The sequence below is a fragment of the Pseudomonas sp. JQ36 genome, assembly GCF_053851495.1.
The window spans coordinates 5,730,748-5,746,978 of the sequence record NZ_CM132642.1; the positions used below are offsets into that span (position 1 = coordinate 5,730,748).

The 16,231-nt window shown below is 62.4% G+C and carries 11 protein-coding genes; 8 read left to right on the top strand and 3 right to left on the bottom strand.

All coding sequences use genetic code 11. The features are described 5' to 3' along the window. Positions 1-293 precede the first annotated feature (293 nt). The 4 genes from ACS4NR_RS25825 to ACS4NR_RS25840 all read left to right on the top strand — a co-directional run bounded on the left by ACS4NR_RS25825 (position 294) and on the right by ACS4NR_RS25840 (position 6,260). Entirely contained in the window at positions 294-2,480 is a 2,187-nt protein-coding gene (locus ACS4NR_RS25825; RefSeq protein ID WP_456018666.1) for a DUF1631 domain-containing protein, read from the top strand. 64 nt (positions 2,481-2,544) lie between these two features. Continuing rightward, positions 2,545-3,105, top strand: coding sequence for a 1,6-anhydro-N-acetylmuramyl-L-alanine amidase AmpD (gene ampD, locus ACS4NR_RS25830; protein ID WP_330207673.1), 561 nt, complete (start codon positions 2,545-2,547; stop codon positions 3,103-3,105). Next, the gene (ampE, locus tag ACS4NR_RS25835; RefSeq protein ID WP_456018667.1) at positions 3,102-3,941 is read left to right on the top strand and encodes a regulatory signaling modulator protein AmpE; all 840 of its coding nucleotides are present in this window, start codon (positions 3,102-3,104) and stop codon (positions 3,939-3,941) included. The genes ampD and ampE overlap by 4 nt, the downstream gene beginning before the upstream one ends. Positions 3,942-5,555: 1,614 nt before the next feature. Continuing rightward, positions 5,556-6,260: a methyl-accepting chemotaxis protein gene (locus ACS4NR_RS25840; RefSeq protein WP_456020410.1), complete on the top strand. Its 705-nt coding sequence runs from the start codon at positions 5,556-5,558 to the stop codon at positions 6,258-6,260. A 117-nt stretch (positions 6,261-6,377) separates the two neighbouring features. Here ACS4NR_RS25840 and ACS4NR_RS25845 read toward each other — a convergent pair whose 3' ends face one another. Both ACS4NR_RS25845 and cra read right to left on the bottom strand, forming a co-directional pair. Then, positions 6,378-7,154 (bottom strand): TatD family hydrolase, encoded by a 777-nt coding sequence (locus ACS4NR_RS25845; RefSeq protein ID WP_095139813.1) that lies wholly within the window; start codon positions 7,152-7,154, stop codon positions 6,378-6,380. Between the two features lie 3 nt (positions 7,155-7,157). After that, on the bottom strand, positions 7,158-8,153 hold the full coding sequence (gene cra / locus ACS4NR_RS25850; protein ID WP_456018668.1) for a catabolite repressor/activator: 996 nt from the start codon (positions 8,151-8,153) through the stop codon (positions 7,158-7,160). A 306-nt stretch (positions 8,154-8,459) separates the two neighbouring features. Between cra and ptsP the strand changes: the two genes are divergently transcribed. The 4 genes from ptsP (at position 8,460) to ACS4NR_RS25870 (ending at position 15,721) form a co-directional block, all read left to right on the top strand. Then, on the top strand, positions 8,460-11,321 hold the full coding sequence (ptsP, locus tag ACS4NR_RS25855) for a phosphoenolpyruvate--protein phosphotransferase (protein WP_456018669.1): 2,862 nt from the start codon (positions 8,460-8,462) through the stop codon (positions 11,319-11,321). Further along, the gene (pfkB, locus tag ACS4NR_RS25860; protein WP_115987605.1) at positions 11,321-12,262 is read left to right on the top strand and encodes a 1-phosphofructokinase; all 942 of its coding nucleotides are present in this window, start codon (positions 11,321-11,323) and stop codon (positions 12,260-12,262) included. Before ptsP ends, pfkB begins: the two co-directional genes overlap by 1 nt. An 11-nt stretch (positions 12,263-12,273) precedes the next feature. Then, entirely contained in the window at positions 12,274-14,007 is a 1,734-nt protein-coding gene (locus tag ACS4NR_RS25865) for a PTS fructose-like transporter subunit IIB (RefSeq protein WP_456018670.1), read from the top strand. Between the two features lie 172 nt (positions 14,008-14,179). Next, positions 14,180-15,721, top strand: a complete 1,542-nt coding sequence (locus tag ACS4NR_RS25870; protein WP_456018671.1) for an alkaline phosphatase D family protein — start codon at positions 14,180-14,182, stop codon at positions 15,719-15,721. 16 nt (positions 15,722-15,737) lie between these two features. Here the strand turns inward: ACS4NR_RS25870 and ACS4NR_RS25875 are convergent, their stop codons facing one another. Further along, on the bottom strand, positions 15,738-16,139 hold the full coding sequence (locus tag ACS4NR_RS25875) for an endonuclease domain-containing protein (RefSeq protein WP_456018672.1): 402 nt from the start codon (positions 16,137-16,139) through the stop codon (positions 15,738-15,740). Positions 16,140-16,231: the final 92 nt, after the last annotated feature.

The window sequence follows — 16,231 nt, forward strand, 5'->3', positions numbered from 1 at the left end:
ACTGCAACTGGTCGATTTTCTGTGAGCAAAGCGCCGTTTTTCGTGGTCACTGGAAGGTGTCGCGGGCATAGGGGAAACCCTGACGGCTATAGCGCCGGGGACAAGTTTTGCAAGATAATCCGCCTTGCATTTGACGTCATGGCTTTGACGCCGATGTGGGAGCGGGCTTGCTCGCGAAAGCGGTTTGTCAGTGACAGTTTTGGCGAACGACACACCGCTTTCGCGAGCAAGCCCGCTCCCACAGGGAATTGCGCGCTAACTGCCCAGTGGAATCACCGTTTCAGGAGGCTTGGATGCACAACGACGGGAATGTAGTGCCTTTGCACAAGGCTGCTACTGATCAGGCGAATCACTCGCCGCTCGCCCGCCTGCCTGTGATTCTGCTTCAGGTTCGCGACAAGGCTGCCCAGCAACTGCGCCACGGTTTGCAGGAGTTGTTCGATAACGCCGACGACACCCTGTTCGAAATGGCCGACCGGGCGCGCAATGACGTCGAACAGAACATCTTTTTCGAAGCCATGCGCGACCTGCGCCTCAAACGCAAAAACATCGAACGCGGTTTTCTCGAGCAATTCTTCGAAGCCTTTGTCGCGCTGATTCAATACGACGCCGTACCTCCCACATTGCCCGGCGCGCTGATATTCGAGGATTCGGCACCGCGTACCGATGACATGGAGCGCAGCGTGGCAGTCGAAACCATGGTCGGCCGGGTGCTCAAGCGCGACGGCTTCGCTCTCGATCAGCTGACCGCGCGACTCAACGTGTTGCTGGGCAAGGATTTCGATAACCAGCACAACCCGCTCGGCCCGGCGATGCTCTGCGAGTTCTTTCTGCAGGCCGGACGTAACCTGGGCGTGGAGATCAAGGTCAAGCTGATCCTGCTCAAGCTGTTCGAACGCTATGTGCTGGCCGATACCGAGCAATTGTATGCCGAAGCCAATCAATTGCTGGTCGCCACTGGCGTCTTGCCTGAGTTAAAACCGGCACCCGCACGCCGCGCGATCGAGCGTGCGGCGGCAAGCATCAGCAGCGAAGAAAGTGACGAACCCGCGCCCGCCGACGAAAGCGTGCAGGAAGTCTTCGCCGCGTTGCAGGAACTGCTGCTGCACGTGCGCGGCAGCGTCGCGCCGACCCTGGAGCCGAGTGCGGCGGCGCTACCGATTAGCACCCGCGATCTGCTGCGCCTGCTTTCACACTTGCAGCAGTATGTGCCGGCGCTGGCGGCGCAGGACGATTTCGATCTGCGCAATCAGCTTGAGCAGTTGCTGACGCGGGTCAGCGTCAGAAGCGGCAAATCGCGCATCGTCGACGGCGCGGATGAAGACGTGATCAACCTGATCGCCATGGTCTTCGACTGCATCCTCGAGGACCGTAACCTGCCGGATTCGCTCAAGGCATTGATCGCTCGATTACAGATCCCGATGCTCAAGGTGGCGGTGCTCGACAAAAGTTTCTTCAGCCGCAGCAGCCACCCGGCGCGGCGGCTGCTCAATGAAATCGCCGATGCCGCCATGGGTTGGGGCGACTGCAATGGCGAAGCGCGCGACAGCCTGTATCTGCGCATCGAACAAGTGGTGCAGCGCCTGTTGAGCGACTTCGTCGACGACCCGGCGATTTTCTCCGAGCTGCTCGCCGATTTCCTGGCGTTCACCAGTGACGAGCGGCGGCGCAGCGAATTGCTCGAACAGCGTTTGCGCGATGCCGAAGAAGGACGGGCGAAAACCGAACTGGCCCGGCAACGAGTCGAGCAGGTGCTGAATCAGGCGTTGCTGGGTAAAGTCCTGCCGCCGTCGGTGGTGACGTTTGTGCGTGATGCTTGGAGCAAAGTGCTGCTGCTGACCTGCCTCAAACATGGCGACCACTGCGCTGAGTGGCAGGCCGATGTGCAGACCATGGAGCAATTGATCTGGAGCGTGCAGCGTCACGACGAGGCGGACGCCGGTTTGCAGTTGCTGGCGCTGGTGCCCGGTTTGCTCAAATCATTGCGTGATGGCCTGAGCAGTTCGGCGTTCGATCCGTTCGCCACCAGCGAATTTTTCAGCGAGCTGGAAGCGCTGCATGTGCGGGTGCTTGAACCCTCAACCGAGCACCCGCCGGCCGATGCGCCGGCGCTGGTGGAGGTGTCGCAGCACATTACCCTGCGCAGCGCTGATGAGGGCGCGATCGGCTTGAATGCCAGTGGCCTGGCGCATGACGACCCGGGGTTGCGTCAGTTGGAGCAACTGCGCCTGGGCAGTTGGGTCGCGTTCCAGGAAGACGACGAGCATAGCCTGCGCTGCAAGCTGGCCGCGATTATCGAAGCTACCGGCAAATACGTGTTTGTCGACCGTACCGGGATGAAAGTGCTGGAGCGCAGCCGCGTCGACCTGGCCCTTGAGTTTCGCCGTGGCGCGGTGCGGGCACTGGATGACACCTTGCTGTTCGACCGGGCGCTGGAGTCGGTGCTCGGCAATCTGCGGCGACTCAATCGCGGCAAGTGATCGCGCGCCGGGGGCCGATCACGGCATACTGGGCGCCAACACAGTCGGCGTTGAAGGAATCGGTATGCAGTTGGATCCCGCTAGCGGGTGGTGTCACGGGGTGCAGGTCTGCCCATCGCCCAACTTCAATGAACGCCCGGCGGGCGAAATTTCCCTGTTGGTGATCCACAACATCAGCCTGCCGCCGGCGCAGTTCGCCACGGGCAAGGTGCAGGAATTTTTCCAGAATCGTCTGGATGTCACCGAGCATCCCTATTTTGCAGGGATCGCCGACCTGCGCGTCTCGGCGCATTTTCTGATCGAACGTGACGGCAAGGTCACCCAGTTTGTCTCCTGTCTTGAGCGGGCGTGGCATGCGGGCGTGTCGATGTTCGAAGGCCGGGAAACCTGTAACGATTTTTCCGTGGGTATCGAGCTCGAAGGCACTGATGATCTGCCCTTTACCGATGCGCAGTATCAGGCGCTGATCACGTTGACGCGTCAGCTGCAAACAGCATTTCCGGCTATCACCGGCGCCCGTATCTGCGGGCACAGCGACATCGCACCCGGGCGCAAGACCGATCCTGGCCCGGCATTCGACTGGGCGCGTTACCGCGCAGCCCTGGCACAAGAGGAAGGACAATGAGTTTTCTGGTGTTACTGCTGGCGGTCTGGATCGAGAAATTCTCGGCCCTGCGCCATCGGGTTCAACGCGATGGCGGATGGATCCGCGAACTGCACAAACTCGAAAGCAGCCAACGGTTGTCGAATCGACCATGGCTGGTGCTGACGATTCTGGTATTGCTGCCGGTGGCACTGCTCGGCTTGTTGCTGCTGGTGCTGGAGCCCGTGGCGTACGGTTTGCTGGCCTTGCCGGTGCATTTGCTGGTGGTGATTTACGCTTTGGGGCGCGGTGATCTGCTCGGCGGCCTCGGGCCGTTTCGTGACGCCTGGCGTCGTGAAGACCTGCAAGCGGCCGCGCATGTGGCCAAGCGTGATCTGAACATCTGCGCCGACAGCGGCGAGCAGTTGCTGGACCGGGTTCAGGGTCACCTGTTGTGGCAGGCCTATCAGAGCTTCTTCGCGGTGATTTTCTGGTACTTCGTGCTCGGTCCGGTGGCGGCGCTGGCTTATCGCTTGCTGGCATTGGCTGAAGAAAACAGCCAGAACCCGGCGCTCGCCGAACGTGCCGGCCAGTTACGTCACGCTTTTGACTGGTTGCCGGTGCGCCTGCTGGCTGCCAGCCTTGCACTGGTCGGCAACTTCGTCGCGGTCAGCCGGGTGATGTTGCACGAACTGCTGAACTGGAACATCAGCGCCGCGCAACTGATCAACAAGGTCGGGCTGGCAGCCGCTGAGATCCCGCCGCCGGTGGTCGGCCCTGAGGGCATCAACACCCTCGATTGCCTGTGGGAACTGCTGCTGCGCGCGGCGGTGCTGTGGTATGCCGGGTTTGCCTTGTGGACAGTGCTGATCCACTGAACCCTCGGTGAAATTCATTGTGGCGAGGGAGCTTGCTCCCGCTGGGTGGCGAAGCCGCCCTCGCTGTTCATCATAAACGACGCATCCAAGCGATTTGCGTCTGCTGCGCAGCCGAGCGGGAGCAAGCTCCCTCGCCACAAGGTGAGCGATCTGCCCCAGATAGTCGTTAACCTTAAGTTACAAAACCTCCCGCCGATTTGAGCTATACAGAGACAGCGCCCGATAGTGGCTATCTGCTGTCGCCCTGCGCCTGCCAATAAAAACAAGAAAAACCAAGGGAGACTTCCAGTGAAGAGCTTGCTCTATCCCGCCGTCTCGCTGATGAACCGTCTGAGCTTCGGCATGAAGTTCAGCCTGATCAGCGTGCTGTTCCTGGTACCGATGCTGGTGACCAATTTCTATCTGGTGCGCGATTCCTATCGCGAGTTCCAGGGCACCCGGGTCGAATTGCAGAGTCTCGATCTGCTGGGTAGCAGCCTGAGCCTGCGCCGGGATCTGGAGACGCTGAACAATCTGGTGCAGATCAACGTCACCCTCGGCCAGTCCGGCAAAGCCGACAACCTCGAAGCGCAGATCAGCAGCCTAGAGCAAACCGTGCTGGCGCGTCTGCAGGGTCTGCAGGCGATGACCGACGATCCCGAGCAGATCAAACTGTTCGACGGCAAACGCGATGAAATGATCAGCGCGTTCAAGGCCCAGCAGGCGGAAAGCTCCCTGCAAAGCAAAAGCGCGATGATCGGCAAGCTGCTCGGCAACGCGCAGATCTTCAGCCAGATCGTCACCAGTCAGGCCGGTCTTAGCCGCGACAACCAGAGCGACATCCGCCAGCTCAGCGAGCTGCTCACCCATATCACCCCGGCCGTGACTCAGACCTTGGGCGAGGGTCGGGCCATCGGTTCGTATTCGTTGGGGCAAGGCTTTCTCAACAGTTCGTCGAGCAGCCGTTTCGACGAGTTGCTGGCGCAGATCGAAAAGCTCCAGGCCGAATACGCGTTGAAATTGCAGGACGCCCTCGACTCCAGCAAAGCCGCGCGCGCCAGCCTCAGCGCGCCGGCCGACAGCAGCAAGACTTCGCTCAAACAGACCAGCGAACTGTTTGAAGCGAAAGTCGTGATGGCCGAGACCCTCGATACCCCATGGCAAGCGTTCTATGACCAGGTCACCGCGCTGATGGACACGACCTATCAACTCAACGACGCGACGCTGAAATTCCTCGATACCCAATTGCAGCAGCGCCTGGCGCAAAACCGCACGCACATGGTGTTGCAGGCGGTGGCGCTGGCGGTGGTGTTTGTGCTGATTTTCTATCTCTACGGTGGTTTCTACGCCTCGACCCGCACCACGCTCAAGCGCCTGGGCGCGATGATGGACAAGGTCGCGGCTGGCGATATGACGGTCAATTTCAAGGCCAACAGCCGCGATGAATTGGGTGAGCTGGGGGAGGTGTTCAACGGCACCGTGAGGAAAATCCACGACCTGATCGAGCGGGTCGGGCAGACCGTGGCTGAGGTCGAGCGCCAGGCCGGGCAGGTGGAAACCGTGTCTGCGCAAAGCAATCAGGCAGTGGCCGGGCAGCGCACGCAGATCGAGCAAGTGGCGACGGCGATGAACCAGATGTCGGCGACCTCGCTGGAAGTTGCACGCAGCGCGGCGGCAGCGGTGAGCAGCGCGCACAGCGTCAACGATGAGACCATTAGCGGTCGCGGGCTGGTCGAGGCGCAGCAGGGCAGCATTACCGCGCTGGCCAGCGAGATCGATCAATCGGTGCTCGTGATCAACCAGTTGGCCAGCGACAGCCAGTCGATCAGCCGCGTGCTGGAAGTGATCAAGAGCATTGCCGAGCAGACCAACCTGCTGGCGCTCAACGCTGCCATCGAAGCGGCTCGCGCCGGCGAGCAGGGCCGAGGATTTGCGGTGGTGGCGGATGAAGTGCGCACCTTGGCCAAACGCACCCAACAATCGACCGAAGAAATCGAGCAGATGATCGCCAAACTGCATGGCGGCGTCGGCGCGGCGGTGAAAGCCATGGGTGTCAGCCATCAGATGGCCAACGGCACGGTCGGGCAGTCGGAAAAGGTCCAGCAGGCGTTGGAAAACATCCTCGGCGCGGTAGGCATGATCGTTGATCAGAACCAGCAGATCGCTGCTGCCGTGGAGCAACAGACCGCCGTGGCCCATGACATCGACCAGAACATCGTCGAGATCAACCGCGCCGGCGAGCGCACGGCCCAGGGCGCGCACCAGACCGAGGACGCCAGCCGGGCGCTGTCGGCGCAGGTGGTGGAACTCAAGCAACTGATCAGCGCGTTCCGCGTCTGACACCCGCAGATCGAAATGTGGGAGCGGGCTTGCTCGCGAAAGCGGTGTATCAGTCAACGACTATGCCGACTGGCACCCCGCTTTCGCGAGCAAGCCCGCTCCCACAGGGGTTATGGATTACCAGCCGAAGATTTCACAACTGTTGGCGGTACTGGCGGCAGCCAGTTGTTGTGGGCTGATATTCATCAGTTGGGCCAGCGCCTCGCAAATCGCCGGCAGGTGCGCGGGAGTGTTGCGCACACCTGGATACATCGCCGGCGCCATGTCCGGAGAATCGGTTTCGAGCACGATCGAGTCCAGCGGCAACTCTGCCAGCACCCGATGCATGCGCAACGCCTGTGGCCAGGTCGGCGCACCACCCAGCCCCAGTTTGAAACCGAGCTTGATGTATTCGCGTGCTTCTTCGCGGCTACCGGCGAAGGCGTGGATGATCCCGGCGCGTTTGAGCTTGAAGCGTTTGAGCGTGGCGATCACCGCCGCGTGGCTGCGGCGGACGTGGATCAACGCCGGCAGTTCAAAATCTGCCGCCAGTTGCAGCTGCGCCTCGAACAGCGCCTGCTGGCGTTCGCGGTCGAGGGTCTCGATGAAGTAATCCAGACCGATCTCGCCCACTGCGCACAACTGTCGATGGCCGCGCAGCCGCGTCAGCCAGTCGCCGAGTGCGTGTAGATCTTCGGGTTGATGCTGATCGAGGTACACCGGATGCAGACCGAATGCTGCGTACAAGTCGGCATCGCTCTGCACCAGATCCCAAACCCGCTGCCAATTGCCCTGATAAACCCCCAGCACCACCATCCGCCGCACCCCGAGGGCGCGGCTTTCGGCGAGCAACGCTGAGCGATCGGCGTCGAAGTCGGGGAAGTCGAGGTGGGTGTGGCTGTCGATCAGCTCCACGGCTCAGTCCCGGTGAATGCGCTGCTTGAAGGTCCGCGCGATGGCCTGCACGCCAGGCTTGTATTGCGATTGCTCGACGGCGGCCAGCGCCAGTTCCAGCGCCTTGTCGGCGATCAACTGGTGCTGCTGGGCCATGGCGTTGACCGGCAGCGGCAGGAAGTCGAGCAACTGCGTGTCACCGAAGGTGCCCAGGCGCAGCGGGCGGGATTTGAGCGGGAAGTCATGCAGCGCATCGAACACGCCCTGCAGCAGCACGTAGGAAGTCGTTACCAGCGCATCCGGCAAATGCCCCAGACGTTGCAGGAGTTCTTCCATCAATTGCTTGCCGCATTCACGGCTGAAGGACTCGGCGTGCTCGATCAGCACTTCGCCTTTGAAGTCGACCAGTGCCTGCTTGAAGCCGGCAGCACGTTCCTGACTGATGCTCAGCTCCGGACGCGCGCCGAGCAGCACGATCTGTTTCGGCTGCGGATCGAGCAGGCTTTGGGTCAGGTGCAGACTGGCTTCGCGGTCGTCACTGATCACCGAGCAGAAGTGCTCGGGGTCCATGACCCGGTCGATGGCGATGATCGGCAAACCCTTGGCCTGCAACTGGTGATAGCTGTCGTCACCGGCCGGCAGGCAACTGGCGACGATCAGCGCATCGCAGCGGCGCGCCTTGAACAGTTGCAGCAACTGGCGCTCGCTGTCCGGCGCATCGTCGGAGCTGGCAATCAGCAACTGATAACCCCGCGCCCGCGCGCCTTGCTCGAGCAGTTTGGCGATCCGCGCGTAACTGGGGTTTTCCAGATCCGGCAGAATAAAACCCAACGTGCGGGTGTGCCGACTGCGCAACCCCGCCGCTTGTGGATTGGGGGTGAAGCCGTGCTGTTCGACGACCGCACGCACCCGCTCGACCGTGGCGTTGCTGATGCGTTGCTGTTCGGCCTTGTCGTTGATGACGTAGCTGGCGGTGGTCACGGACACTCCGGCCAACCGCGCGATATCACTGAGTTTCAACCCGGGATTTCCTTGTTTTTTCGAGCTTGCCGCCACATTTTCGCCAATCCTACCCGATTCGGGCAGACGACTATTGTCGCAGCGCATCCGACAAGTTGGACTTCAAGGATGAGACATTATCGAGTAACGTGCCGATCAATCTAGATTAAACGTTTCAGCAAGCGTATTTTCTACGTTTTAGACGCCTTTGGCCGGTTCTGCCGTGAAACCGCCAAAACTGCCGCTGAAAAGCAGGCTGACCAGCGCCTAAGCTGTGACCATTCAAAACAATATCCTGGCGCATCCATGTGCCAAAAAGGAGATCGCATGCTCGAGCTCACTATAGAGCAGATATCCATGGGCCAATCGGCTGTGGATAAACCCGCCGCCCTGCAATTACTCGCCAATCATCTGGTGGCCGATGGCCTGGTCGCCGATGGCTACCTCGCCGGCTTGCAGGCCCGGGAAGCCCAGGGCTCGACCTTTCTCGGCCAGGGTATTGCCATTCCCCACGGCACACCCGAGACCCGCGATCAGGTATTCGCCACCGGCGTCCGGCTGATGCAGTTTCCCGAGGGCGTGGATTGGGGCGATGGTCAGATCGTTTATCTGGCGATCGGCATCGCCGCCAAATCCGACGAACACCTGCGTCTGTTGCAACTGCTGACCCGCGCCCTCGGCGAGACCGATCTGGGCCAGGCCCTGCGCCGCGCCAGCTCGCCGGAAGCGTTGCTGAAACTGCTGCAAGGCGCGCCACAGGAGCTGGCGCTGGATGCGCAGATGATCGGCCTCGGCGTGTCGGCTGACGATTTCGAAGAACTGGTCTGGCGTGGTGCGCGTCTGCTGCGTCAGGCCGATTGTGTGAGCAACGGTTTTGCCGGTGTGCTGCAACAAGTCGAAGCGCTGCCGCTGGGTGATGGCCTGTGGTGGCTGCACAGCGAGCAAACCGTGAAGCGCCCGGGCCTGGCGTTCGTCACCCCGGACAAACCGATGCGTTACCTCGGCCAGCCGCTCAGCGGTCTGTTCTGTCTGGCCAGTTTGGGTGAGGCGCATCAGGCGCTGCTCGAACGTCTGTGTGCGCTGCTCATCGAAGGGCGCGGCCATGAACTGGGCCGCGCCACCAGCAGTCGCAAAGTCCTCGAAGTGCTCGGTGGCGAACTGCCCGCCGACTGGCCGAGCGCCCGTATTGCCCTGGCCAACGCCCACGGTCTGCACGCACGTCCGGCGAAGATCCTTGCGCAACTGGCGAAGAGTTTTGACGGTGAAATCCGCGTGCGCATCGTCGACAGCGCGGACAGTGCCGTGTCGGTGAAAAGCCTGAGCAAACTGCTGAGCCTCGGCGCCCGTCGCGGTCAGGTGCTGGAGTTGATCGCCGAGCCGAGCATCGCCGCTGATGCCTTGCCGGCGTTGCTGGCCGCTATCGAAGAAGGCCTCGGCGAAGAAGTCGAACCGCTGCCGGCCGTGAGCCAGCAACGCGAAGTCATCGCCGATATCGCCGAAGTGCTGATCGCTCCGGCATCCGGCGCGCAGTTGCAGGCGATCCCGGCGGCACCGGGCATCGCCATTGGGCCTGCGCATATTCAGGTGCAGCAGGCGATCGATTACCCGTTGCGCGGCGAGTCCGCCGCCATTGAACGCGAGCGCCTCAAGCAAGCGCTGAGCGATGTGCGCAGTGACATTCAGGGCCTGATCGAACGCAGCAAGGCCAAGGCCATTCGCGAGATCTTCATCACCCACCAGGAAATGCTCGACGACCCGGAACTGACCGACGAAGTCGACACCCGCCTCAAGCAAGGTGAAAGTGCCGAAGCGGCGTGGATGGCGGTGATCGAAGCGGCGGCCAAACAACAGGAATCGCTGCAGGACGCGTTGCTCGCCGAGCGGGCGGCGGATTTGCGGGACATCGGTCGCCGGGTGCTGGCGCAACTCTGTGGCGTGCAGACGCCGAACGAGCCCGAGCAACCGTACATTCTGGTGATGGATGAAGTCGGCCCGTCCGATGTGGCGCGACTCGATCCGGCCCGTGTGGCCGGGATTCTCACCGCTCGCGGCGGCGCCACCGCGCACAGTGCAATCGTCGCCCGTGCTCTCGGGATTCCTGCGCTGGTGGGGGCGGGCGCTGCGGTGTTGCTGCTGGAACCGGGCACGCCGTTGCTGCTCGACGGCCAGCGCGGTCGCCTGCACGTCGACGCCGATGCCGCGACCCTGCAACGTGCCGTCGAAGAACGCGACACCCGCGAGCAGCGCCTCAAGGCCGCCGCCGAACAACGTCATCAACCGGCGCACACCACTGACGGTCATGCCGTGGAAGTGTTCGCCAATATCGGTGAAAGCGCCGGGGTTACCGCTGCGGTCGAGCAGGGCGCCGAAGGTATCGGCCTGCTGCGCACCGAACTGATTTTCATGGCCCACCCGCAGGCGCCGGACGAAGCCACTCAAGAGGCCGAATACCGTCGCGTTCTCGACGGCCTCGCCGGGCGGCCGCTGGTGGTGCGCACCCTTGATGTCGGCGGCGACAAACCGCTGCCGTATTGGCCGATCGCCAAAGAAGAAAACCCGTTCCTCGGCGTGCGCGGCATTCGCCTGACCTTGCAGCGTCCGCAGGTCATGGAAGCGCAGTTGCGCGCCTTGCTGCGTTCGGCGGATAACCGGCCGTTGCGGATCATGTTCCCGATGGTCGGCAGCGTTGAAGAGTGGCGTCAGGCCCGCGACATGACCGAACGCCTGCGCCTGGAAATCCCGGTCGCGGACTTGCAACTGGGGATCATGATCGAAGTACCGTCAGCGGCCTTGCTGGCGCCGGTATTGGCCAAGGAAGTCGACTTCTTCAGCGTCGGTACCAACGACCTGACGCAATACACCCTGGCCATCGACCGTGGTCACCCGACACTTTCGGCCCAGGCCGATGGCCTGCACCCGGCGGTGCTGCAACTGATCGACATCACCGTGCGTGCCGCGCATGCCCATGGCAAGTGGGTCGGTGTGTGCGGCGAACTGGCGGCGGATCCGCTGGCGGTGCCGGTGCTGGTCGGCCTTGGCGTCGATGAACTGAGCGTGTCCGGTCGCAGCATCGCCGAGGTCAAGGCGCGCATCCGCGAGCTCAGCCTGACCCAGGCGCAAACCCTTGCTCAACAAGCCCTGACCGTGGGCAGCGCGAACGAAGTGCGTGCATTAGTGGAGGCCCTGTAATGGCCAAGATTCTCACCCTGACCCTCAACCCGGCGCTGGACCTCACGGTCGAGCTGCCACGCCTGGAGGCCGGTCAGGTCAACCGCAGCGACGAGATGCACACCCACGCCGCCGGCAAAGGCGTGAACGTCGCCCAGGTACTCGCAGACCTCGGGCATCAACTGACGGTCAGCGGCTTTCTCGGCGAAGACAATCTGCAAGCCTTCGAAACCCTGTTCGCCAAGCGCGGCTTTGTCGACGCGTTCATCCGCGTGCCGGGGGAGACGCGCAGCAACATCAAGGTCGCCGAGCACGACGGGCGCATCACCGACATTAACGGCCCGGGGCCGGTGGTCGACGCGGCGGCGCAGCAGGCGCTGCTTGAGCGTCTGCTGCAGATCGCCCCGGGGCATGACGCGGTGGTGGTCGCCGGCAGTCTACCGCGTGGCGTCAGCGCGCAGTGGTTGCGCGAGTTGATCGAACGCCTGAACGGTCTCGGCCTGAAAGTCGCCCTCGACAGCAGTGGCGAAGCCTTGCGCGCGGCCATTGAAGCGCGCCCGTGGCTGATCAAGCCGAACACCGAAGAACTCGCCGATGCGCTCGATTGCGATGTGGTTTCGCACGCGGCCGAAGCGCAGGCAGCGGCGTGCCTGCACGCCAAGGGTATCGAGCACGTGGTGATTTCCCACGGCGCTGACGGTGTGAACTGGTTCAGTGTCGGCTCGGCGCTGCATGCCACGCCGCCCAGGGTCACGGTCGCCAGTACGGTGGGTGCCGGCGATTCGCTGCTGGCCGGCATGCTCCACGGTTTGCTCAGTGCCGATACTCCCGAGCAGACCCTGCGCACGGCCACGGCGATTGCCGCGATGGCGGTGACGCAGATCGGTTTCGGCATCAACGATGCGGCGCAACTGGCGCAGCTCGAACAGGGCGTACGCGTGCGTCCCCTGACAGAACAATAAGAGGGTTTGTCATGAAATTAGCCATTGTCACGGCCTGCCCGAACGGCATGGTCACCAGTGTGCTGTGCGCCCGTCTGCTCGATGCGGCGGCCCAACGGCAGGGCTGGAGCACCAGCGTCGAAGTGGTCGATGCGGCGCACCCGGAACGTGAATTGTCGGCCGCCACCATTGAGGCGGCGGAGTGGGTGTTGCTGGTGGCCACCGGCGACATCGACATGACGCGTTTTGTCGGCAAGCGCGTGTTTCGCATCGCCCCGGCGCAAGCGCTGCAGGATGTCGAAGCGGTGCTGCGTCGCGGTGCCGAAGAGGCCGAAATTTACGTCGCCAGCGAAGCCGTCCCGGTTGCCGCTGCGCAACGTGCGCCGCGCATCGTCGCGATCACCGCGTGCCCGACCGGCGTCGCCCACACCTTCATGGCCGCCGAAGCGTTGCAGCAAACCGCCAAGCGCCTGGGCTATGAACTGCACGTCGAAACCCAAGGCTCGGTCGGCGCGAAAACCCCGCTCAGCGCAACGGCGATTGCCGAGGCTGACGTGGTGTTGCTGGCGGCGGACATCGAAGTCGCCACCGAGCGTTTTGCCGGCAAGAAAATCTATCGCTGCGGCACCGGGATTGCCTTGAAGCAATCCGAAGCGACACTGAAAAAAGCCCTCGCCGAAGCTCAGGTTGAGAGCGCTGCGAGCGACGGCAAGGCGCCGGCCAAGCAAGAGAAAACCGGGGTCTACAAACACCTGCTGACCGGTGTTTCGTTCATGCTGCCGATGGTGGTGGCCGGTGGTCTGATGATCGCGCTGTCGTTCGTCTTCGGCATCACCGCGTTCAAGGAAGAAGGCACGCTGGCGGCAGCGCTGATGCAGATCGGCGGCGAAACCGCGTTCAAGCTGATGGTGCCGCTGCTCGCCGGTTACATCGCCTACTCGATCGCCGACCGCCCGGGCCTGGCGCCGGGGATGATTGGTGGCTTGCTCGCCAGCACGCTGGGGGCAGGGTTTATCGGCGGGATCGTCGCCGGGTTTATCGCCGGTTATGCGGCCAAGGCCATCAGTCGTTATGTGGCATTGCCGCAGAGCCTCGAAGCGCTGAAACCGATTCTGATCATTCCGTTGTTCGCCAGCCTGATCACCGGTCTGGTGATGATCTACGTGGTCGGTAAACCGGTCGCGGGGATGCTCGCGGCACTGACGCATTTTCTCGACAGCATGGGCACCACCAACGCGATTCTGCTCGGCGTGTTGCTCGGCGGCATGATGTGCGTCGACCTCGGCGGGCCGATCAACAAAGCCGCGTATGCGTTCTCGGTGGGGCTGCTGGCTTCGCAGAGTTACGCACCGATGGCCGCGACCATGGCCGCCGGGATGGTGCCGCCAATCGGGCTGGGCATTGCCACGTTCATCGCCCGCCGCAAGTTCGCCCAGACCGAGCGCGAGGCCGGTAAAGCGGCGCTGGTGCTGGGGCTGTGCTTCATCTCCGAAGGGGCGATTCCGTTTGCCGCGAAAGACCCGCTGCGGGTGATTCCGGCGAGCATCGCCGGTGGTGCGTTGACCGGCGCGTTGTCGATGTACTTCGGCTGCAAACTGATGGCGCCGCACGGTGGCTTGTTTGTGCTGGCGATCCCCAATGCGATCAATCATGCGTTGCTGTATCTGCTGGCGATTGTCGCGGGGAGTTTGTTGACGGCCGTTGTCTATGCGACGGTCAAGCGCCCGGGAGCCGTTGAGTTGGCGCTGGAACCCGCCAAAGCCTGACACTGCAATACCCCTGTGGGAGCGGGCTTGCTCGCGAAGGCGTCATGTCAGTCGATATTTCTTGAACTGACACACCGCTTTCGCGAGCAAGCCCGCTCCCACAGGGGGGATGTGCTGTCATGCCGGATTCATCATCCCGTGCTTAAGTTTTCCTTTTTCCAGGGAGAACAGCATGAGCGATTTCAATCCGGGGCGCCGACGGGTGATGCAGGTTGTCGGTGCCGGGCTGCTGATGCCGGGGCTGGCGCCGGCGGTGATCGCGTCGGTCAAGGATCGGCCGCAACTCACCGACGGCGTGCAGTCCGGCGACCTGCAAGGCGACCGCGCGATGATCTGGAGCCGCAGCGACCGTCCGGCGCGGATGGTGGTCGAGTGGGACACCCGCAGTCAGTTTCGTCACCCGCGCCGTGTAGTCTCGCCACTGGCCGATGCGCGCACTGACTTCACCGCCCGTGTCGAACTCACCGGTCTGCCCGCCGATCAGGCGATTTTCTATCGGGTGTATTTCAAGGACGCACAATCCGGCGTCGCCAGCGAGCCGTGGCTCGGCCATTTGCGCAGCGCTCCGAAAGCGCGACGCAATATCCGTTTCGTCTGGAGTGGCGACACCGTCGGCCAGGGCTTTGGCATCAACCCGGACATCGGCGGCATGCGCATCTACGAATCCATGCGCCTGCGCCTGCCGGACTTCTTTATCCACAGCGGCGACACCATCTACGCCGACGGCCCGGTGCCGGCGCAACTGACCACCGAAGGTGGGCGGATCTGGCGCAACCTCACCACCGAAGCCAAGAGCAAAGTCGCGCAGACCCTTGACGATTATCGCGGCAACTACCGCTACAACCTGATGGACGAAAACATCCGCCGCTTCAACGCCGAAGTCCCGCAGTTCTGGCAGTGGGACGACCACGAAGTGGTCAACAACTGGTCGCCGGGCAAGCAGCTCGACGAGCGTTATCAGGAAAAAGATATCCACACCCTGGTCGGCCGCGCGCGCAAGGCCTGGCTGGAATATTCGCCGATGCGCCTGCAGGCGGCCGATGGCGGCGGACGGATTTATCGCAAGCTCGGTTACGGGCCGATGCTCGATGTGTTCGTGCTCGACATGCGCAGCTATCGCGGGGCCAACGACGACAACCTCGGCGCGGCCAAACCGTTCCTCGGGCGTGAGCAACTGGACTGGCTCAAGCGTGGGCTGAAACACTCCAAGGCGCAGTGGAAGGTGATCGCCGCCGACATGCCGATCGGCCTCGGTGTGCCCGACGGTGAAGTCAGCCCGGGCGTGGCGCGCTGGGAGGCCGTGGCCAACGGTGATCCCGGCCCGGCGCAGGGACGTGAGCTGGAAGTCGCCGAGTTGCTGGGTTTCCTGCGGGCGCAGCAGGTGCGCAATTTCGTGTTTCTGACGGCGGACGTGCACTACTGCGCAGCGCACCACTACCACCCGGACCGCGCGGCGTTTCAGGATTTCGAACCGTTCTGGGAATTTGTCGCCGGGCCATTGAATGCCGGGAGTTTCGGGCCTAATCCGCTGGACAAGACCTTCGGCCCGGAAGTGGTGTTCCAGAAGGCCCCGCCGACCCAGAACGCTTCGCCGTTTGCCGGGTTTCAGTTCTTTGGTGAGGTGAACATCGAAGGGCAGAGCGGGGAGATGAGCGTGGTGTTGCGGGATTTGAATGGGGTAGCGGTTTTCGAGCAGAAATTGCAGCCAGTTTGAAGATCAAAAACAACCCTCACCCCGGCCCTCCCGAAACGTCGGACCGCTTGGAGGGTGAGGGCATTTTTCGCTTCGCGGCAATTCTTGTGATTTGCTCCAGTACATTTTCCATCTGCTGCATCACTTCAAGATTACTGAACCGCATAACTTCAATGCCCTGACGTTCCAGGAAAAGCGTCCGACGTTGATCGTGGATCAAGCCCGCTATTTCATAGTGTTGACCCCCATCCAGCTCAATCGCCAGTTTCAACTCTACGCAGTAAAAATCCAGGACATAGGGCGGACATGGAAACTGCCTGCGGAATTTCAGATTGGCGATTTGGCGTGAACGAAGTTTTTGCCAGAGTAATTGTTCGCAATCGGTTTGGTTGGCGCGTAACTGGCGGGCGAACTGAGCGAGAGTGAGGCGATTTTGCATGCTTCACGATCCTTGTGAAGTGGCTGGAAATCTCACTGTAGACGAGGACCCTCACCCCAGCCCTCTCCCGGAGGGAGAGGGAGCCTACGGAG